At 41.2% G+C, this 21488-nt stretch carries 18 protein-coding genes; 12 read left to right on the forward strand and 6 right to left on the reverse strand.

Annotated features, from left to right (window positions below; all coding sequences use genetic code 11):
- Positions 1–13 precede the first annotated feature (13 nt).
- The 3 genes from FK004_RS01340 to apaG all read left to right on the forward strand — a co-directional run bounded on the left by FK004_RS01340 (position 14) and on the right by apaG (position 2688).
- Complete coding sequence (locus tag FK004_RS01340) at positions 14–778, forward strand: class I SAM-dependent methyltransferase (protein ID WP_108735621.1); 765 nt, start codon at positions 14–16, stop codon at positions 776–778.
- Positions 779–880: 102 nt separating this feature from the next.
- Entirely contained in the window at positions 881–2146 is a 1266-nt protein-coding gene (locus tag FK004_RS01345; protein WP_108735622.1) for a type IX secretion system plug protein, read from the forward strand.
- 155 nt (positions 2147–2301) lie between these two features.
- On the forward strand, positions 2302–2688 hold the full coding sequence (apaG, locus tag FK004_RS01350) for a Co2+/Mg2+ efflux protein ApaG (RefSeq protein ID WP_108735623.1): 387 nt from the start codon (positions 2302–2304) through the stop codon (positions 2686–2688).
- Between the two features lies 1 nt (position 2689).
- On the opposite strand, the gene pdeM is transcribed toward apaG, so the two are convergent.
- Genes pdeM through FK004_RS01370 form a run of 4 tightly spaced genes read right to left on the reverse strand, consistent with a single transcriptional unit; the run spans position 2690 to position 8420 of the window.
- Positions 2690–3328 (reverse strand): ligase-associated DNA damage response endonuclease PdeM, encoded by a 639-nt coding sequence (pdeM, locus tag FK004_RS01355; protein ID WP_108735624.1) that lies wholly within the window; start codon positions 3326–3328, stop codon positions 2690–2692.
- Positions 3328–5796 carry a ligase-associated DNA damage response DEXH box helicase gene (locus tag FK004_RS01360; protein WP_108735625.1) on the reverse strand — a complete coding sequence of 823 codons (2469 nt, stop codon included), beginning with the start codon at positions 5794–5796 and terminating at the stop codon, positions 3328–3330. The genes pdeM and FK004_RS01360 overlap by 1 nt, the downstream gene beginning before the upstream one ends.
- Positions 5797–7398, reverse strand: a complete 1602-nt coding sequence (locus FK004_RS01365; protein WP_108735626.1) for an ATP-dependent DNA ligase — start codon at positions 7396–7398, stop codon at positions 5797–5799.
- Entirely contained in the window at positions 7395–8420 is a 1026-nt protein-coding gene (locus FK004_RS01370; protein ID WP_108735627.1) for a ligase-associated DNA damage response exonuclease, read from the reverse strand. Before FK004_RS01370 ends, FK004_RS01365 begins: the two co-directional genes overlap by 4 nt.
- A gap of 281 nt (positions 8421–8701) precedes the next feature.
- Between FK004_RS01370 and pruA the strand changes: the two genes are divergently transcribed.
- Complete coding sequence (gene pruA, locus FK004_RS01375; RefSeq protein WP_108735628.1) at positions 8702–10336, forward strand: L-glutamate gamma-semialdehyde dehydrogenase; 1635 nt, start codon at positions 8702–8704, stop codon at positions 10334–10336.
- A 75-nt stretch (positions 10337–10411) separates the two neighbouring features.
- On the opposite strand, the gene rsmG is transcribed toward pruA, so the two are convergent.
- Positions 10412–11041, reverse strand: coding sequence for a 16S rRNA (guanine(527)-N(7))-methyltransferase RsmG (gene rsmG / locus FK004_RS01380; RefSeq protein ID WP_108735629.1), 630 nt, complete (start codon positions 11039–11041; stop codon positions 10412–10414).
- 111 nt (positions 11042–11152) lie between these two features.
- Between rsmG and FK004_RS01385 the strand changes: the two genes are divergently transcribed.
- From FK004_RS01385 to FK004_RS01415, 7 genes are all read left to right on the forward strand, one after another.
- Positions 11153–12247: a fatty acid desaturase family protein gene (locus FK004_RS01385; protein ID WP_108735630.1), complete on the forward strand. Its 1095-nt coding sequence runs from the start codon at positions 11153–11155 to the stop codon at positions 12245–12247.
- A 36-nt stretch (positions 12248–12283) separates the two neighbouring features.
- Complete coding sequence (locus tag FK004_RS01390) at positions 12284–13468, forward strand: pyridoxal phosphate-dependent aminotransferase (RefSeq protein WP_108735631.1); 1185 nt, start codon at positions 12284–12286, stop codon at positions 13466–13468.
- Between the two features lie 84 nt (positions 13469–13552).
- On the forward strand, positions 13553–14716 hold the full coding sequence (gene purT / locus FK004_RS01395) for a formate-dependent phosphoribosylglycinamide formyltransferase (protein WP_108735632.1): 1164 nt from the start codon (positions 13553–13555) through the stop codon (positions 14714–14716).
- Between the two features lie 160 nt (positions 14717–14876).
- Positions 14877–15551: a response regulator transcription factor gene (locus tag FK004_RS01400; RefSeq protein WP_108735633.1), complete on the forward strand. Its 675-nt coding sequence runs from the start codon at positions 14877–14879 to the stop codon at positions 15549–15551.
- 3 nt (positions 15552–15554) lie between these two features.
- Positions 15555–16943 carry a HAMP domain-containing sensor histidine kinase gene (locus FK004_RS01405; protein WP_108735634.1) on the forward strand — a complete coding sequence of 463 codons (1389 nt, stop codon included), beginning with the start codon at positions 15555–15557 and terminating at the stop codon, positions 16941–16943.
- A 79-nt stretch (positions 16944–17022) separates the two neighbouring features.
- Entirely contained in the window at positions 17023–17748 is a 726-nt protein-coding gene (locus tag FK004_RS01410; RefSeq protein WP_108735635.1) for a hypothetical protein, read from the forward strand.
- Between the two features lie 68 nt (positions 17749–17816).
- The gene (locus FK004_RS01415; protein WP_227871653.1) at positions 17817–18740 is read left to right on the forward strand and encodes a bestrophin family protein; all 924 of its coding nucleotides are present in this window, start codon (positions 17817–17819) and stop codon (positions 18738–18740) included.
- A gap of 103 nt (positions 18741–18843) precedes the next feature.
- Here FK004_RS01415 and FK004_RS01420 read toward each other — a convergent pair whose 3' ends face one another.
- Positions 18844–20472: a hypothetical protein gene (locus FK004_RS01420; RefSeq protein WP_108735637.1), complete on the reverse strand. Its 1629-nt coding sequence runs from the start codon at positions 20470–20472 to the stop codon at positions 18844–18846.
- Between the two features lie 130 nt (positions 20473–20602).
- On the opposite strand from FK004_RS01420, the gene fabD reads away from it, so the two are divergent.
- Positions 20603–21478, forward strand: coding sequence for an ACP S-malonyltransferase (gene fabD / locus FK004_RS01425; RefSeq protein WP_108735638.1), 876 nt, complete (start codon positions 20603–20605; stop codon positions 21476–21478).
- Positions 21479–21488 lie beyond the last annotated feature (10 nt).

Here is a 21488-nt window from a genome sequence, read left to right on the forward strand (position 1 = left end):
TGGCCACTTCCGAATGAAGAAAATTTTCAGGTTTATCCTAAATACTATTCCCCGTCCCTTGCTGATACGGCTGAGCTATGTAGCCCGACCGGTTTTGGCATTGGCCCTGAAGGGAACTAATTATACCGATCCTATAGACGGCAGGAGTTTCAAAAGCTTCCTGCCGTATGGATATGGTACACAGCGCTCCAATGTACTTTCACCAAGCACACTTTCACTGGAAAGACACCGATTGCTTTGGCTTTACCTGAACAACGAGACCGATTTTTTTACCGCTCCCAAAAAAGTGTTGCATTTTGCACCGGAACAGGCATTTTATAAACTATTCCGCAAGCAAAAAAACCTGGACTATACCACTACCGATTTATTCTCACCGTTAGCGGATGTAAAAGCCGACATTTGTAATCTTCCGTTTGAAGACAATACCTACGATCTTATTTTGTGCAACCATGTACTGGAACACATCCCGGATGATACCAAAGCCATGGAAGAATTATACCGTGTACTCAAACCCGGAGGGATGGGGATCTTCCAGATCCCACAGGATTTAAAGCGGGAAACTACCTTTGAAGACAACTCTATTACCGATCCGAAAGAGCGGGCAAAAATATTTGGGCAATACGACCATGTGCGCGTTTATGGAAGAGATTATTTCACCAAATTACGAAGCATTGGCTTTACCGTTATTGAAGAAGATTACACCCGGAAATTATCGGCCGAAAGTGTGGAAAAATATTGTCTTGCCAAAGGAGAAATCATTCCCATATGTTATAAATAAATCCGGATTTAGTGCAAATTCTACCCAAAAGGTAATTTAAAGTTTAAAACACTGGAAGTTAAGCATATTTATTTTATTTTTGGAAAAAGAATCTTTCCCGATATGATAAACAACTATAGAATCCCCTTAGTATTTCTATTCGTCCTTTTCATCCACCAGATCTCACAGGCACAGGCAGAAACTGAAACGCCACCGCCTTATAATATAAAAACTATTTCGTTCGTACAAAACAACCAAAATATCATTCCACTGATTCAGTTAGGAGACTCATTCCAACTTCAGTTTGATGATCTTTTCGGAAATGAAGCCAACTATTATTATGTGATTCAGCATTGCGATTACGACTGGAAACCTTCACAACTTTCTAAAGGAGAATACTTGCAGGGATTCGATAATCAAAGGATACGGACGTATGAGAATTCTTTCAATACACTCCAACTTTATTCCCATTACACCCTGAGCATCCCCAATCCACAAACTCAGGGGCTGATCGTTACCGGAAACTATGTTATAAAAATCCTTAACGAAGACCAGACAGTCGTCTTCTCCAGAAAATTTATTGTTTTTCAGGATGAAGTGTCGGTTCCGGTACAGGTGAAACGCTCGCGGACTATTGAAAATATCAATGAAATGCAAAACCTGGATTTCGCAGTAAAATCACAAACACTCCAATTTCAAACGCCGCTCACCAATGTGAAAGTACTATTGATGAAAAACGGCCAGATCAGCACAGGCATTACCAATATCAGGCCCCAATATACAATCGGCAATGACCTCATTTACAAATACAATACCGAAACCCAGTTTTTTGGAGGCAATGAATACCTGTACGTAGAAACAAAAGATATCCGTAGCCCTAACAGCACTGTAAGTTATGTGACTGCCGGGGAAATTTACGTTTCCAATTTGTACACGAATGAAGCACGCGCCAATAAGCCTTACACCTATTTCCCGGACATTGATGGTAATTTTTTGGTCAACCTGACCAATGTCACTGCCAATGTAAACCTGGAAGCAGACTATACCTGGGTTGCTTTCAGCTTAAGCGCTCCAGCCTATTTCGGTAAAAAAGACATTTATGTGTCCGGAATGTTTAACAACTATTCCCTGACACCCGAATTCAAAATGGACTATAATGCCGATAAAGCACTTTATGAAAAATCCATCCTGATAAAACAGGGATTCACTAACTTCTGTTATACCATAGCAGATAAAAACGGCCGTATTGACGAGAAGAATGCGGTAGATGGTAACTTCTACCAAACCGAAAATAATTATTTTGTAGTGGTATATTATAGAGCAAACAACGAGCGCTATGATCGTGTAATTGGTAAAGGAGTCGCGAGCTCTGTGGATATAATTAACTGATAACGAATACTTTTTAACACATTTTAAAAAATATTTTTTTTCAGTACTTTGTTATTTCAAACAAAAAAATTGTAATTTTGAATAAATCTAACTTTGTAAAATAAATTTCTTTTCTTTACAAAATTATATATTACTTTATTTTTTAGAATCAGCCTATGGTTTCTCAAATAACAAGTGGCATAAAAATCACCGTACTTACTAGTTTTGAAGGCACCTACTTCAAGAACTACAAACTGCACTTTGCTTTTAGTTATGAAATCACCATTGAAAACCAAAGTAAAGATTCCGTACAGCTTACCTCACGGCATTGGGAAATCTATGATTCCCTAAATGATCTTGAAACTGTTGATGGCGAAGGTGTCATTGGAAAAAAACCCGTTTTAAAACCGGGAGAAAAACACAGCTATAGCTCAGGATGCCTTTTGTCTTCGCCTTTTGGAGCGATGCGAGGTTACTTTAATATGGTAAATTTCACTTCTACGAAAAGTTTCCGGGTGATTGTACCTACTTTTAAACTAAGCACCCCTTTCGCCCTGAATTAAGCTACACTACAAGTATCACCGCATCTTTAGTGACTGCATATACCACATCTGTTTCAGATGGGGCTAAGATGTGTTTGCCTGTGAATGCCCCAAAAGCTGGTAATATAATCTGATGTTCTTTTCGGAAAAAACACGGCAAATTTAGAAATTGCCGACCTATTCCTTTTAACTGGACACCGGGATGGACATGACCGGAAAAATTATAATAGCCCAGCCTTTCTTCGGGATGGTGCGTTAGTAAAAAACCATCAATGATCATTTCGTCACAGACACGAATTTCTATGGCTTCGTAATGGATTCTATCGATAATATCATGATTTCCGGCAATGAGGATACAATCAGCCGGACAATTCGCTGTCCAGTTCCGGAATAAATTCCATTCACGGTTCAGGCTGCTGTGAAATAAATCGCCTAAAAACAATATCGTACCGGGATTAAAATAGGCAACCACAGCAGTCAATTGTTCAAAATTCTTACCAATCGCTTCTTCGGGCACTGCGACGCCATGTTTTCTAAAATGGCTTATTTTACCAAAATGGACATCCGAAATCAGAAGCAGCCCGTAGGCCTTCCAAAATACTGCCCCAGAAGGATGTAATATAAAGTTGTGATTTTTAATTTTTATCTCAAGTGTCGTCATCAATTTTCATTTTTCATATAGGAAGCTGTCATCTTCCTGATTCGTTCTGCCAGGCTTTCACTGGATAGTTTTTCCCGCAGTCGGTCGGTAATAATTGGAAAACTAAACGGTGTTGGTTTTTGGCATCGTTTCCAGACAATTTCCTGCCCTTCGATCCGTTCCAATGCCATCAGCAAACGGCCTTCTTCCAACTGGTGCTCAAACGTTTCCCGATAGGCCTGTTGAAACAATAGATTATCGGGCTCATAATCCCGGAATACCTCAAACAGCAATTGAGAACTGCTTTGCAGGTGCTTCGTTTTAATAATCTTTCCGGGAAAACCTGTAAAAACAAGCCCCGCAATTACAGCAATATCCCGGAATTTTCTTCGTGCCATTTCGGTAGCATTCAGGCTCGCCTGCAGATCCTGATGGACATACGCCGTGGTAAACAGATTGTTATCCAGCACTTCAATCATATTAATCTCCTGATCCGAAAGCAATTCAAACCCGTAATCATTATAGGCCAGCGAAAATGTAATTGGCGATAGCAAACTAATCCTGTAGGCCAATAAACTGGCTAATGCCTCATGCACAAACCGTCCTTCGAAAGGATAGAAAATAGCATGAAAGCCCTCCCTTGTTTTAAACGTTTCAATCAGGAACTCATTGGCATTGGGCACTATGGATTCTTTACGCTGCCGCTTAAAAACCGGAGCTAACGCTTTTAATTCTGGGGTTAATTTTTCAGTGTTCGCAGCATATAATTCCTGACGTAACAATTCGCTCATTTGTGCCGATAAGGTCATACGGCCTCCCATCCAGCTGGCAAACTTTGAAGTTTTTCCGGATTCAGCCTTTTTAACAAGCACCTGCATGTTTTTTACACGGTACAATTCCAGTTTTTTACCTGCAAAAGTAAAGACATCACCGGGTTTGAGCTTGGAAATAAACCATTCTTCAATACTGCCGATATAACCGCCTGTAAGGTATTTCACATTGAGTACCGCATCACCGACAATGGTACCAATTTGCATCCTGTGGTGCATGGCAATCGAACGGCTGTTAATCTTATAGCAGCCATCCTCCATAATTTCTACTTTTTTATATTCATCATAAGCCCTCAGGCTCTGGCTCCCTTTTGTGATAAAATTCAAAATCCATTGCCAGTTCTCCGGTGTCATATCCTGATAGCAAAAGGTACTTTTCACTTCTTTATAAATGTCATCGGAAAAAAAACCATCGGAAACTGCAAGCGTATTGAGGTATTGCACTAATACATCCCAGCTGTTGAGGTAAGGCGTCCGGTCTTCAACTACCGTTTCTGCCACGGCTTTTTTCAGGGCGGAAGCTTCGACCAGCTCTATCGCATGTGTAGCCAGGAAATAGATTACACTTTCTTTACCGGGCTGATGGCCGCTTCTTCCGGCGCGCTGCAGAAAACGGGCCACTCCTTTGGGACCGCCTACCTGAATAATGGTTTCTACTGGGGCAAAATCCACTCCTAAATCAAGGCTGGAAGTACAGACGACCACTTTCAATTCTTCGTTTCGGATGGCCTGTTCCACCCAAAGCCGGGTTTCCCGGTTGATACTCCCATGATGCATGGCCATTTCCCCGGCAAATTCGGGATAGCGTTCCAATAAGCGCTGGTACCAGATTTCACAGGCAGACCGGACATTCGTAAACAATAATGTTGTTTTACTGTTGCGGATGATTTGCGCGACGTCATCAATTAGGTGAAGCCCCATGTGTCCCCGCCACGGATAACTTTCCATTTTTTCAGGAATAATCGAGATCACTTTTATCTTTTTATGGATATTGGCGCGTATCAGGACGGAATTCTCCAATGCTTTGGAATCCATCCCCAATAACACTTGCTGTGCCTGTTCCAGATTGCCAATTGTAGCGGAAATTCCCCAGATGCGCATTTTAGCCGCTACAGTCTTTAGCCTGGACAGTGCCAATTCCATCTGCACACCCCTTTTGGTTCCCAGCAATTCGTGCCATTCATCTACAACAATCGCTGTACAACTTTTAAATATCTTATCATATCCTTTGGAAGCAAGCAGCAGCTGAAGGCTTTCCGGGGTTGTAATCAGCAGGTCCGGCATTTTTGTCTTTTGTTGTGCCCGTTCTTTATTACTGGTATCCCCAGATCGTATCCCCACCGTCATTTTAAGTCCCATATCCTGCACAACACGCTCTGCAGCCTGCTTAATTTCTACTGATAAAGCCCGTAACGGTGTAATCCAAATGGCTTTAATACCGGGTTTATGGCGGGTTGCATAATCGGGATTGTTTTTGATATAATCCAACACGATCGGAGCCCAGAGCGCGTAGGTCTTTCCACTGCCGGTGGGCGCATTCAGCAGGCCATTTTTACCCTGCAGAAAAGCCGTCCACGTTTGCGTCTGAAAGGGAAAAGCCTTCCAGCCTTGCTTGTGGAACCAATTTTCAGCTACTTCAAAAAGTTGGGTTCTGTTCATTTACACAATCATGTTTTTTAAGTCCTCAATAGAATTCGCCTCTTCCATTTTTTTGTCCTGCCGCCAGCGTAATATGCGGGGAAATCGTGTCGCGATTCCGCTTTTATGCCTTTTTGAAAGTGCAATTCCTTCAAAGCCAATTTCAAAAACGAGCTGTGGCGTAACACTGCGTACAGGGCCAAAGCGTTCCAGCGTATTTTTTTTGATCCAGTCGTCTACTTTTCGGAATTCTGCATCGGTAAGCCCGGAATAGGCCTTTGCAAATGTCACCAACTCCCGATTGCCGTTTTCATCTGTTTGCCACAAGGCAAAAGTATAATCGGTAAAGAGGTTGGATCTCCGCCCATGCCCTCGCATCGCATAGGTCAATACCGCGTCGATTACCAGAGGTTCAATTTTCCATTTCCACCAATCGCCTTTTTTACGCCCCACCTGATAGGAGGAATCTTTGCGTTTGATCATCAGGCCTTCACTTTTGACTTCGCGGGCACGCATTCGTTCTGTAGCCACGGTATCCCAGCCTGAAAATGAAAAGCGCTCCGAAAGCAGTAATGGCAGATTTTCGTCCTTTACATTTTGATACATTTCCTCTAATAAAAATCGTCTTTCAATAAAGGGAAGATTCCGAATATCCTGCCCTTTCCATTCCAGCAAGTCATAGGCCATAAGGAGCACCGGTGTTTTCTTAAGCAATGCCGCACTAACTGTTTTGCGTCCAATACGCGTCTGCAAATCATTGAAAGTACCAATTGCCCCCTCAGGATAAGGAAGAATCTCCCCGTCAATCACTGTCCCATCCGGGATCTTTCCCAGGAAAGCCGTAAATTCCGGATATTTATCTGTCACCAGTTCTTCCCCACGACTCCAGACATAGAGTTCATTTTCACGTATAATCGTCTGGGAACGGATACCATCCCATTTATGCTCTACACTCCAATCCTCCGGATTGCCTAACCCTGAAACATCCCCTTCTATCGGATAGGCCAAATAGAACGGATAGGGCTTGGAAAGGAAATCCTGACTTCTTTCATCTACAATCAATTCCTGGAATGATATTGTATTGGGATCCCAATCCCCCATAAGCTTATAAGCCAAAATATCCTCATCGATATCCTCCGCTTTGGAAAGCGCCCGAGTCATTAGCTTTTGGCTGACTCCAATCCGGAAACTGCCGGTAATTAATTTGGTAAACACAAAACGCTCATAGTAATTGAGTGCCAGCCAATTTTGCTGTAGGTATTCTTTTTTTTCTTCTTCCGTTTTTTTCTTTAGGGCAATAATTTCTTCGAGGTATTCCGTGAGGCTCTTATCTGAATGCTCCTTAGTCGTCGGGATTATCAGCGCAATAGTTTCCGCCAAATCTCCAACAATATGATAACTCTCTTCAAACAACCATACGGGAATACCCGCTAATTCATTGGCCCAAAGCCGTAGCAAGGTTGTATTCACAGGTCGCGGTGGCCTTCGATGAGATAAAATGGCGATCGTCCATACTTTATCTTCGGGACTGGCATGCTGGAAGTAACTGGTCAGTGCGGCTACTTTCACAGAGGTTTTATTGGAACTGTCCAGCGTTTTGATAAGTTCAGCAAAATTTCTCATACTTCGTCCTCACTTTCCTTTTTAGCATCCATTTCTCCCAATTCCCCTTCATATTGTGTATGTTCGGTACGCGCATCATATCCCTGTTCCCGGAGGTATCTCGAAAATATATCGGCATAACCATGGGTACAAATTATCTTTTCGGCTCCGGTAGCTTTGATACTTTCCAAAAGCCCGGCCCAGTCACAATGGTCGCTGAGTACAAAACCACGATCTACCGCCCTGCGCCTGCGTGCACCTCGAAAAGCCATCCAGCCGCTGGCCGAACCGGTTACAAAAGGTGCCATCTTACGAATCCAGACACTTCCATGCGCACTTGGCGGCGCCAATACAATATTGCCTATGAGTTCCTCTTTTTTGGTTTCCCGTGTAATGAGCGTTGTCGGTGGAAAATCTACCATCGGGCGTAATACCTCAGTCATGTTTTCAATTGCGCCATGGGTATAAATTTTACCATTATCGGTATCCAAATATTTTAATAACCGCTGTGCTTTACCCAGTGAATACCCGAAGAGTACTGACGTTTTTCCATCGGCTTTGTTTTCGGCCCACCAATTATTAATATCGGTCATCACTTCCGCCTGTGGCAACCATTTAAAAGCAGGCAACCCAAAGGTACATTCGGTAATAAAGGCATCACATTTTACCACATCATAAGGCACTGAAATGCCATCATCTTCTGTTTTATAATCTCCTGTAAATACCCAAACTTCCCCTTTGTACTCGACTCGGATTTGGGCACTCCCGATAATATGCCCGGCCGGATGCAGTGAAAATTTGACTCCATTAATTGTAAAAGTCTCATTCCAGTCTTTTCCGGTGACATTTATAGGCCCAAGCCGGTGCCGGATAATCGGGACGTTAGTATGATGGGTAATGTAATTCTGGTGCCCCCAACGGGAATGGTCGGCATGGCCGTGGGTAATGATGGCATTTGTAACAGGACGCCACGGATCAAGGTAGACATCTGCCTGCTGGCAATAAATGCCTTTATCATTAAAAGCCAAAAGTGGTATTTTCATATTTTTTTACGGGTATAAAAAATAATTAGCAGCAGTAACTTCTCTTATAAATTTACAATCCGATCGATACATTCAAAAAGCAATTGTAAGAAGTTTAACGTTTTAACAGCAATACCACCAAGAATCAAAAAGACAAAAAAATCCCTGTAAATTCCATTTTTATTATTTTATACCGCCTTGAAGTTGTAATAGTTATCAAATCCTTAATATCCTATAATATCCCGTTACATTTTGTATCTTTGCAGCGCAAAAAATTGATTATTCATTAAAAATAAATCGTCATGCCAAAAGGAATTTTTCACGTACCTACACCTATCAATGAACCGGTAAAAACGTACGCCCCTAATAGCCCGGAAAGAAAAGCGGTTCAAGAAGCATATAAAGCCATGTGGAATTCACAAATTGAAGTCCCTCTTTATATCGGAAGCGAAGAAATAAAAACCGGAACGACTAAAAACCTGACGTCTCCTCATGATCACAAACATGTGGTTGGAACGTACCATTTAGCAGAAAAAGCCCATGTTGAGAAAGCGATCTCAAGTGCTTTGGAAGCGCGTAAAAAATGGGCAGCTTTACACTGGGAGCAAAGAGCAGCAATTTTCCTGAAAGCGGCTGAATTAATTGCAGGCCCTTACCGTGCAAAAATCAATGCGGCCACTATGATTGGCCAATCCAAAAATATCCATCAGGCAGAAATTGATTCTGCATGTGAACTTATTGACTTCCTGCGTTTCAACGTAGCTTTCATGACCCAAATCTATAACGATCAGCCAAAATCGGACGCTACTATGTGGAACCGTGTGGAATATCGTCCATTGGAAGGTTTTGTCTATGCAGTAACACCATTCAACTTTACGGCTATTGCGGGTAACCTTCCTGCAAGTGCTGCTTTAATGGGAAATGTGGTGGTATGGAAACCAAGTTTCAGCCAGATTTATTCGGCAAAAGTAATCATCGATGTTTTCAAAGAAGCAGGAGTTCCTGCCGGAGTAATCAATGTTGTTTTAGGAGATGCTAAAATGATTACTGATACCCTTTTGGACAGCCCTGATTTTGCAGGAATCCACTTTACAGGATCTACCGGTGTATTCCGTGATATCTGGACAAAAATTGGTGCTAACATTGGAATCTACAAAACCTATCCTCGTATCGTAGGAGAAACTGGCGGAAAAGATTTTATCGTAGCACACCCAAGCGCCAATCCAAAACAAGTGGCTACAGGAATTGTTCGTGGCGCTTTTGAATTCCAGGGACAAAAATGTTCTGCTGCTTCTAGAGCTTATATCCCACAAAGCATCTGGAACACTGTAAAAGAGCAGGTCATTGCTGATGTTAAATCCTTTAAAATGGGATCTCCGGAAGACTTTGGTAATTTCGTTACTGCTGTTATCCACGAAGGATCATTTGACAAATTGGCCCGTTTTATCGACCAGGCTAAAAAAGATACAGATGCTGAAATCATCGTTGGAGGAAATTATGACAAATCTGTTGGTTACTTTATTGAGCCTACGGTTATCGTAACATCCAATCCACATTATATCACCATGAAAGAAGAATTGTTCGGGCCTGTTATGACCATTTTCGTATATGAAGATGCTAAATGGAACGAAACACTTCACTTAGTTGATGAAACTTCAGAATACGCATTAACCGGAGCTATTTTCAGCCAGGATCGTTATGCTATCCAGGAGGCTACTACCGTTTTGGAAAATGCTGCAGGTAACTTCTACATCAATGACAAACCTACCGGAGCTATTGTGGGCATGCAGCCTTTTGGCGGTGCAAGAGGATCAGGCACTAATGACAAGGCAGGTTCTGCATTAAACTTAATGCGTTGGGTTTCTGCCCGTACCATTAAAGAAACTTTTATTCCTGCAGAGGACTACAGGTATCCATTTTTATCAGAAGAGAAATAATATTCCGTTACGGTCTATATAAAAAGCCGGACTAACACAAAGTTAGTCCGGCTTTCTTTTTTACTATCCAAAATCTTACGCCTTGAACTTCAATGGAAGGTACACGACTTTTTTAGTTTCAAAAAACTCATTGCTGAAAAAATCAGCTATATTATATTCTGTTGCTTTTGGAAAATCCTGCAATTCTTCGGTCAGATCACCGCCTTTGAGGTATAAAATTCCATTTTTCAATGCATGTTTTTGCTGTTTTTTAATTTTGGTTTTCACCCATAACACAAAATCCGGCATGTTGGTCACTGCACGACTGACAATAAAATCAAAGTCGCCTTTTACATTTTCTGCACGAATTTGTTCTGCTTTTACATTTTTAAGCTCCAGCGCTTCAGCAACTGCCTCAACCACTTTTATCTTTTTTGCAATTACATCAATCAGGTAAAATCGGGTCTCTGGAAATAGAATGGCAAGCGGGATTCCGGGGAAACCACCACCAGTGCCCACATCCAGTATAAAAGTCCCGGGCTCAAAGGGTTGCACTTTTGCAATCGCCAGAGAATGAAGTACATGCTTCGTATATAACTCCTCTATATCCTTTCGGGATATTACATTAATTTTCGCATTCCAATCCTCATATAATTCTTTTAGTTTTTGAAACTGTTCTTTCTGATTATCAGACAGGTTAGGAAAATGCGTAAGGATTTCTTCCATTTTTTAAATTTTCACAAAAGTAATCATTTTGGGAATGAAATTTTTAATGATTTTCCACGTTTATATAGTTAATAAATTTTTATCTTTGAATCTCTAATTTAGAATGATTATATGAATAATGCACCCACCTTTTCAAGGCAGGATACTCTAAAGTTCTTTCGAACTCTGAATACCCGCGTAAATAACTACTTTAAAGAAAATAACATACAAAAAACCGGAAACTGGAAACTACACCTCAAAGCGATTGTAATGTTTACCATTTTCCTTACGCCTTATTTTTTAATATTGACCCTTAATCTTCCGGTTTGGCTGTACCTTTTACTTTCGATTGTTATCGGGGTGGGAATGGCGGGAGTGGGAATGAACGTAATGCATGATGGGAACCACGGCTCCTATTCGAATCGTTCCTGGCTGAATAAATTTATGGGCGGAAGCATTTATATCCTGGCAGGAAATGTATACAATTGGCAGGTTCAGCACAACGTGCTTCATCATACGTATACTAACATCCACGGCCATGATGAAGATCTTGATGCCGGTAGGATTATCCGTTTCACCAAAGAAGCGCAATGGTATCGATTTCACAAATTCCAGCATTATTATTCCGTATTCCTGTATGGATTGCTGACATTTAACTGGGCGATCACTACGGATTTCAAACAAATGAAAAGTTACCTGAAACGAAAATTATCGTACGGAGAACCTCAAAGCCCAGCGCGTTTATGGACCGTATTGGTGATTACTAAAGTCATCTATATTTCAATCTGGTTAGTTCTTCCTATGATTATCGGAATTGCATGGTGGAAAGTTTTACTGGGCTTCTTTATCATGCACTATACCGCGGGCTTGATCCTGAGCATTGTTTTCCAATTGGCGCATGTGGTAGAAGACACTACCAATCCTATTCCAGATGAAAATGGAGAGATTGAAAATACGTGGGCCATTCACCAATTGTATACTACCGCTAATTTTGCCCCTAAAAATAAGATTGTAAATTGGTTTACCGGAGGCTTAAATCATCAGATTGAGCACCATATTTTCCCAAACATCAGCCATGTGCATTATGGCAAAATTGCAGAGATCGTAAAAGCGACAGCCAAAGAGTGTAATTTGCCTTACCATGAGTTTGATACTATGAGAGGGGCTGTAATTGCGCACTTCAAGCACCTGAAAGAATTAGGCATGAATCCGGCACTTACCGTTTAACCAAACTAAAATAACTACAAACATTAAATACATACAATGAACCAATTATCGGATAGAATTAACAATTTATCTACTTCTCAAACCCTGGCTATGGCAGCATTGGCAAGAGAATTAAAAGCACAGGGAAAAGATATTATCAGTTTAAGCTTGGGAGAACCCGATTTTAATACTCCCGATTTCATAAAAGAAGCCGCAAAAAAAGCAATTGACGAAAATTACAGCACCTATTCTCCTGTAGATGGTTATGCTGACCTAAAAGAAGCCATTTGTCGAAAATTCAAAAGAGATAATAATTTAGACTATACTCCGGCAAACGTAGTAGTTTCTACAGGTGCAAAACAGTCTTTATACAATATTGCACAAGTGATGCTAAATGAAGGAGACGAAGTAATCCTTCCTGCTCCTTACTGGGTAAGTTATTTTGAAATCATCAAAATGTCCGGTGGTATTCCTGTTGAGGTAGCTACAAGCGTAGATACTGATTTTAAAATCACCGCTGCACAACTGGAAAAAGCCATTACCCCAAAAACAAAAATGATCTGGTACAGCTCTCCTTGTAATCCAAGTGGTTCTGTATACAGCCGTGAAGAGTTAACTGCTTTAGCTGAAGTTTTGGCAAAGCATCCCAATATTTATGTGGTTGCTGATGAGATCTATGAGCACATAAATTTCTCAGGGACTTTTTGCAGCATCGCTTCCATCCCGGGAATGTTCGAAAGAACCATCACCGTTAATGGTGTTGCCAAGGCTTTTGCTATGACAGGCTGGAGAATAGGTTATATTGGAGCACCAGAATTTATTGCAAAAGCCTGTACTAAAATGCAGGGACAGGTAACGAGTGGTGCCAATTCTATTGCACAGCGCGCTACTATTGCAGCGGTAGATGCCGATCCGAAAGTACTACACCACATGGTGGAAGCCTTCCATAAAAGAAGGGATTTAGTAGTAGGATTGATCAAAGCGATCCCCGGATTAAAAATTAATGTACCGGAAGGTGCTTTTTATGTATTCCCGGACGTTTCTTCTTTCTTCGGAAAGACGTTACGTGGCACAGAGATCAAAAATGCTGATGACTTCTCCATGTACCTTTTATCTGAAGCTAATGTCGCTACAGTGACCGGAGATGCATTTGGAAACCCTGACTGTATCCGTTTCTCCTATGCCACCAGCGAAGAACAGCTGACAGAAGCACTCAAAAGAATCAAAGAAGCCCTGGCTTAAAAAATACTGCCCCAAGTTTTTCTTGGGGCTTTTTTAATAGTAAACAGTATTAGCAATAATACGGTCAAAAAACGCAACACTACAATGTCAAAAATAGTATTACTCGGTTCCGGAGAACTCGGAAAAGAATTTGTGATTGCCGCACAGCGCATCGGGCAAACCGTTATCGCAGTGGACAGCTATGAAAACGCTCCTGCCATGCAGGTTGCCCACGGATTTGAAGTCATCAATATGATGGATGGTGCCGCACTGGACGCTGTCATAGCAAAACACCAACCCGATTTTATTGTACCTGAAATTGAAGCGATACGGACGGAACGCTTTTATGAGTATGAAAAACAGGGTATCGTTGTTGTTCCTTCGGCCAAAGCAGCAAATTTTACCATGAACCGGAAAGCCATACGCGATCTTGCCGCTCAGGAGCTGGGATTAAAAACGGCCAACTACCGTTATGCGACCTCAGCGGAAACACTACAGGAAGCTGTTGCCATAGTAGGGATGCCGTGCGTGGTTAAACCTTTAATGTCATCTTCCGGAAAAGGGCAATCTACCATAAAAACAACTGAAGATATTGCAAAAGCCTGGGACTATGCTGTGGCAGGATCCCGTGGTGATGTGGTTGAGTTAATCGTGGAAGCATTCGTAAAATTCAATTCCGAAATAACGCTGCTTACAGTGACCCAAAATAACCAACCTACCCTGTTTTGTGCCCCAATTGGTCACCGTCAGGAACGTGGCGATTACCAGGAAAGCTGGCAACCGGCACGGGTTTCCGATAAGGATCTTTTTGAAGCACAGGATATGGCCGAAAAAGTAACGGAAGCATTGGGTGGCGCAGGCCTATTTGGTGTGGAATTTTTCTTAGCCGATGATGGGGTTTATTTCTCCGAATTATCGCCAAGACCTCACGATACCGGTATGGTTACATTGGCCAACACTCAAAACTTCAATGAATTTGAGCTACACCTCCGGGCTATCTTAAGCCTGCCAATTGCGGAAATCACTTTAGAAAAAGCAGGAGCCAGTGCTGTAATTGCCGCTACTGCAGACAGTACAGCGCCTACCTACAGCGGAATTGAAAAAATAGCTGCACTTCCAAAAACCGATTTCAGAATTTTCGGCAAGCCTACTTCAAGGCCCTACCGCAGGATGGGCGTTGCTTTGGTCACAGAGTCACTCGAAACACCTATAGAATCCGTTATCGAGAAAGCAAAAGCAGCTGCGAAGCTGGTCACCGTACATCCATAATTCCTATATAAAAGCGGTTTTCATAAACCGCTTTTCTTTTTTGTTGCAAATCGGTTTTTTAAACTGCTAAATCCTATCATTTTCATAATTAAATCATAGCGTGTTTCTTTTTTAAAATTCTATCAGTATTTTTGCAGTACTGCCAATAGAACAGCCACCCATGAAATTATTAATCATAGAAGACGAACCCCATCTTTTGTCGATAATCCGAAAAGGTTTTTCGGAGAACAACCATGAGGTTAGTGCTGCGATGGATGGTACGACAGGACTGGATATGATTGCCGCCCATCCTTTTGATGTGATCATCCTGGATATCATGTTACCGGATATCAATGGCATCGAAATCTGCAGACGGCTAAGGGCTGCCAAAAATTTCGTACCTGTCCTCTTGCTCACTGCATTAGGAAGCACCGAAAATATCGTCAATGGCCTCAATTCCGGCGCTGATGACTACATGGTCAAGCCATTCAAGTTTTCAGAACTCGATGCACGGGTCAATGCACTCGCACGTCGTGCCGGCCAGGAACACAAACAACAGGATACCATCACAATCGATGACCTGGTCATCAACCGAAAAACAAAATCGGTACAACGCAGCGGCGATACCATTCTTCTTACGGCAAAAGAATTTAAACTACTGTATTACCTCGCTAAAAATTCAGGGATTATCTTATCGCGGGAACAGATTTTAGACAATGTCTGGGATATTAATTTTGACATGAATACAAATGTCATTGACGTCTATATCAATTACCTCCGTAAAAAGATCGATAAACCTTACGAGCAAAAGCTCATTCATACCATAAAAGGATTAGGCTACACCATCAAGCCTTAATATATGCAAATCAGAAAAAAAATAACCATTACCTATATCGGGCTTTCCAGCTTGAGTACACTGCTATTGTGCCTTGTGGTTTTTTTCCTGTTCCGAAAAAACAATCAATATTATTTCCTGAAAAGACTGGAAGACCGTGCTAAAATCGTGGCCTCCATCCATTACCAAAATGATCCTGAAAAAGCACGCTACTATCGGGAACTGAAGAAAAATGGCCTGGAAGAACTTGTTGACGAGAATGATTTTGTACTTAAAATCAGCGGTACCAATACCTTTGAATACAATACCAGCCTGAGCCTTCCTCCTGAATTTTACAGTGGCGTAATGAAAAGCGGTACCGGGTGGATCGAAAAAGACCACAAATATTACTATGCCCAGGTTTTCAAAGAAGCAGACCAGGAATATATGGTGATTATAACGGCCAAAGACCGCCGTGGCGATGTAAGTACAATTTACATCACCCGCATTCTCGTTTTTGGCGGATTAGGATTCATACTATTAGCCTATCTGTTTGGTAGTTTCCTGGCACGCCGGGTAATCAATCCTGTATCACGGATTACAAATGAGGTAAAACGCATTAGCGCTTCCAACCTCAACAACCGGCTTCCGTACACGGACAGTTCTGATGAAATTTCCGACCTTAACCGTACCTTTAATGATATGCTGGACCGATTGGAAACTTCGTTCGAGATACAGGCTAATTTCATCAATAATGCCTCGCATGAATTAAAAACCCCAATCACCACTATCATCGCAGAAACTGAAATTATGCTCCTTAAAGAACGGGAGACTTCAGAATACATTACAACGCTGCAGAATATCCATACGCAGGCTTCCCGCCTGGGCAATCTTACAGAAAGCATGCTAAAACTTACCCAAACCGGTTATGATGGCAAAAAACAGGTATTGGATATTGCCCGTATGGATGAATTATTAATGGAAGCCAAATGTGATTTGGACAAATTGTATCCCAATAATCGCGTCACCATCAAGTTGAACAATATTCCAGAAGATGATTCACTATTAATGATTCCGTGTAATCGCCCTTTACTGGAACTTGCCCTGACCAATATTATTACAAATGGCGTCAAGTATTCTGACAACAATGAAGTTTTTGTAACCCTCACCGCTGACCGCTCCACCATTAAAATTCTAATTACCGATATTGGTATTGGAATACCCCCGGAAGATATCCCATACCTCTACGAACCCTTTTTCAGGGGTAAAAAAGCGTCTAAGTATACTGGATATGGACTTGGACTACCATTGGCCATGAAAATCATCCGCATGCATGATGGCGAACTCCTCATCCAGTCAGAACCGGACAAAGGAACTGTAGTCACAATAGTATTTAAGAAAAACAACATTAGAAATTCTAATCTTAATTCTTAGAATATTTTAATTTTAGTTTAAGTTCCCTATTAGATTGCAGTAGTTCTTTTGTAAGTATAAAATCAATACGATTATACTTATGAAAAACATACTCATCCCCACACAGCTACAACAGGATACGATCAGCGCCGTTAAAACTGCCGCTGGCTATTCCGGAGGTAAAAAATGTGACATCATATTACTGCTGGTATCAGAAGTTCCAGAATCGTATTCCAGTGCTTATATGCTTCGGAAAATGAAACATGAACTTGCTCCTTCACAAGCAAAAGTACTCCAAAACTGCAGGTCGATCGCTGCAGAATTCAAAAACTGCACGCTGAAAGTCCACAATCAATATGGTATTTCGGCTCCGCTACTGCGTAATCTGACAGAGCATTTTTCTATTGGGCTGACCATATTAGCCCCCAGCTATAAAACTTCCCAGAATAAAATGCACAGTTACCTGCTGCAACTTCTTTTGAATTCCAAATGCCCCATATTACACCTGGGCACGAGTGAGACCTACCAGGATTTTAATAAGGCACTGTATTTAGAACATACTTCCTCCCGGATACAGGTCGAAGATTTACAATCGTTGGTAAAGGAGCAATTTTCCTTCCGGATCGTAAGCCAGGCCAAAGTTCACAACGAACTCAGCGCTGAAGCACTAAATCCTATGCTTACTGAAGCGATATCAAAAAACAATATCGATATCCTGATTGAAACCCGGAAACCGGAAAAAATAAAATTACGCCGAAAAGAAGGCAACACCTCACACTTATCTCTTGGATTACCTGTGCTTTCCTTATATGAAGAAGCTATCTAATCCTTACAAGATTAAAACGATTTCTGAATTTAATTCCACACACTATGCTACTGAAAAAGAAAATACCCATGAAATATGTCCTGGGAAAAATAAAAGTTGAACTGTTACTGGTGATCATCTATGCGACTACTTTTTCGTTGATCCATCAATATTACCAGACCATTTCTATTAATATTCCCATCGCGCTACCTACTATTATAGGTACGATTATCTCTTTGCTACTGGCTTTCAAATCCAATCAGGCTTATGATCGCTGGTGGGAAGCCCGAATTGTATGGGGCGCTATTGTAAATGATTCCCGAACGCTGATCCGTCAGGTAATCTCTTTCTACAAAGACCCTGATTTTTCGGTAGAAGCAAATAACTTCAAAGAAAATTTTGCACGCCGACAAGCCTCCTGGTGTTATAGCCTTGGACAATCGTTACGGGACAAAGACCCTATAAAACCAATAAAACATCTATTACAGGAAGAAGAATTGCGTTTTGTAAAGAAACACAAGCACGTACCGAATGCCATTTTATCGTTGCATGCCAAAGAATTGACCAAAGCGACTTTGAGTGGAAAAATAAATGTATACCAACAGGTAGAAATTGACAATACCATTACACGCCTATGTGATTCTATGGGAAAATGCGAGCGTATTAAAAATACCATTTTCCCAACTACCTACAGTATGTACATCCGATTCACGCTTTGCCTCTTCATCCTAATGTTGCCATTTGGCCTTATCGATTACCTCGGATGGCTGCAGGTTCCCTTGGTGACTACTATGGCAGCAGCATTTTTCCTGATTGAAAAAATGGCCATCCATTTACAGGATCCATTTGAAAACAGACCAACGGATACTCCGGTTACTGCTATTGCGAATAATATTGAGAGAAACCTAATGCAAATGGTGAATGAGTACCGCGATGAATTTGCAGAAGAAGCTAATTCTTTAGCCGAAGCTCAACATATTGTTCCGGTCAAAAACACCTATTTTGTATTATAATAAGTAGTTTGTTTTGTTTGTGGCTGTTCCTCTGAGATCAGTCAATATTAAAAATCCCCTGAATGATCTGGTTTCAGGGGATTTTATTTTTTGTATACCGGATTTATTTGGTGATATTCCGGTTATCAAAAGTAGACACATCAATCACCTGTTCCAAATCGACATCAAAAGCAATCCGAACACTATCCCCTACCCTTGTTACCGGTAATTCATTCGACAATTGCGAAGAGCCGACAAAAACATTCGGGTAGTCTTTTACCGTAAAATAATAAAAGCTATTTCCGTTTTTGACATCAATTCCTATTCGTGTTACTATGGAATTGACGGTCTTTTTGGAAGTAATACTTTCCGGATTAATTCCATTATCTGCCATATTATATACGTTTTTATAAGCCATGAGCGTTTCCCGCATGGTATTACCAACTCCAACAATAGTATAGTCACTAATATCAACCATCGCAAACATCTTTACCAGCCCACCATCATCTTTTAATGTCATCACATAAGTCGGTATATTGTTGATAATATACGGAATCGGTAACGAGGCATAATAACCTTTTTCCTGGACTTTACCCTGTGCGGAACTTTGGGCTGCAAATTCCGTTGCCCCACTTTGCTTGTAATACGTAGTTTCTTTTGTACGTGTATCCACCAGGACAAATCCTACAGTCGATTCTTCTTTCCCAACAGACGACAGTCCGGTATACCAATAGGATTTATGATTTTCTCCATATACCAGCGTTAGCCCTTCCGTAATCTGCAATTTATTTTCATTGGAGAAATTCCAGAATCCATGTACATATTCTCCCCAGTCATTCAACTGAGACTCGATAAAGCTAATGGGCTGTATACGATCGACCCAAAGCGGCGTATCGGCAACACCATATTCTTTAATCTCTCCGGTTTGGGCATTTACCGTCAGTATTCCTGTAGCATCATTTCCCGCAAAACCAATTTCCTTTTTATATCGGGTAACAATCCAATAAGGTATTCCGGCATCATCAATTTCAAAGTTATAATCAGCCAGGCCAGTAGTACTATAACCGTTCAGATAAACATACCGTTCAATTTCTTCATTAAAAAAAGCTGCAGGCTGGTATTTGATCCGTATGGGTTTTCCATCCACATGCTGGATTAATTTCACATCTCTTTCATTCGTAGCAGAAACCATAACATAACCCGATGTACCTTCGGTATTACTGATCCATTTAAAAAAACCGGTATGCAGTAAAGGAGCAACCCAATACAATTCATTATTTACTTTTTGAATGGTAAATTCCCCAATTTCTACCTGGCTCCCCAAAGCAGGTTGCGATCCCAGGATTTTTTCTCCCAGCAACATGGCAAGACTTTCATCCACGACCCGGATTTCATCGAGGGAAATAGGCGCCATATGATTGGACAATTTATTCCCGTTTTCCACTTTTCCAATCAACGCCCTGTAAGCTTTATTACGAAAAACGGGCAAGCTCGTCAATAATGGTCCCAGGGTCATGTAAGCAAAAATCAAAAATGCCGTGATCACCAATAAACGATTGGGTTTGGACAACACTTTTACTTTTTTATACTGATCCGAAAATTCCAGCTTAAAGCTTAGCACAATGGCTACAACAGCCAGAAGAAACAACACAAATGGCAAACCCATAAAACCGAAATTCAAAACAGGCTGCACAAAATAAAACAGTAGAAATGCAAGAACAAAAAGCACTACAACAATGGTAATTTTTTTCATAGTAAATAAAAGTGATTACCATATAAGTCATTAAATTGATAAATTGTTACAGCCAAAGGGATAATAATTTTGAAATAAAATTCCAAAAAAAGGTTATTTTTGTACCCGATTCAATTTTTAAAGAACACTTATGAAAGCATACATATTCCCGGGCCAGGGAGCTCAATTCACCGGAATGGGGAAAGATTTATACGAAAACTCCGCATTGGCAAAAGAGCTATTTGAAAAAGCCAATACTATTTTAGGATTCAGGATTACCGATATTATGTTTGAAGGCACTGCCGAAGCCCTGAAAGAAACAAAAGTAACCCAGCCAGCAGTATTCCTACATTCGGTAATACTTGCTAAGACATTAGGTGAAGACTTTAAGCCTGAAATGGTAGCCGGTCATTCACTGGGTGAATTTTCAGCACTGGTAGCCAATGGGACATTATCTTTTGAAGATGGACTAACATTAGTCTCAAAAAGAGCATTGGCCATGCAAAAAGCCTGTGAAATTAAACCTTCTACTATGGCGGCAGTTTTAGGCCTGGAGGACAAAATTGTGGAAGAGGTATGTGCTTCTATTGATGGTATTGTAGTCGCTGCAAATTATAACTGTCCGGGGCAGCTTGTAATTTCCGGTGAAACATCTGCAGTAGAAAAAGCCTGTGAAGCGATGAAAGCAGCAGGAGCCAAACGTGCCCTGATTCTTCCTGTAGGAGGTGCTTTCCACTCTCCTATGATGGAGCCTGCAAGGGAAGAACTGGCAACAGCTATTGAAAATACTGCATTTTCAGAACCCCTTTGTCCGGTATATCAAAATGTAACGGCAGCTGCAGTATCTGATCCTGCAGAAATCAAAAAAAACCTGATCACACAACTTACGGCTCCCGTTCGATGGACGCAATCGGTACAACAAATGATCGCGGATGGCGCGACTTCATTTACCGAAGTAGGACCTGGTAAAGTCCTGATTGGATTAGTCGGTAAAATTGATAAAAATGCAGCTACTTTCTCAGCATAAGCAATAATTA

It is taken from the genome of Flavobacterium kingsejongi, from assembly GCF_003076475.1.
In the GTDB taxonomy this organism is placed as follows: domain Bacteria; phylum Bacteroidota; class Bacteroidia; order Flavobacteriales; family Flavobacteriaceae; genus Flavobacterium; species Flavobacterium kingsejongi.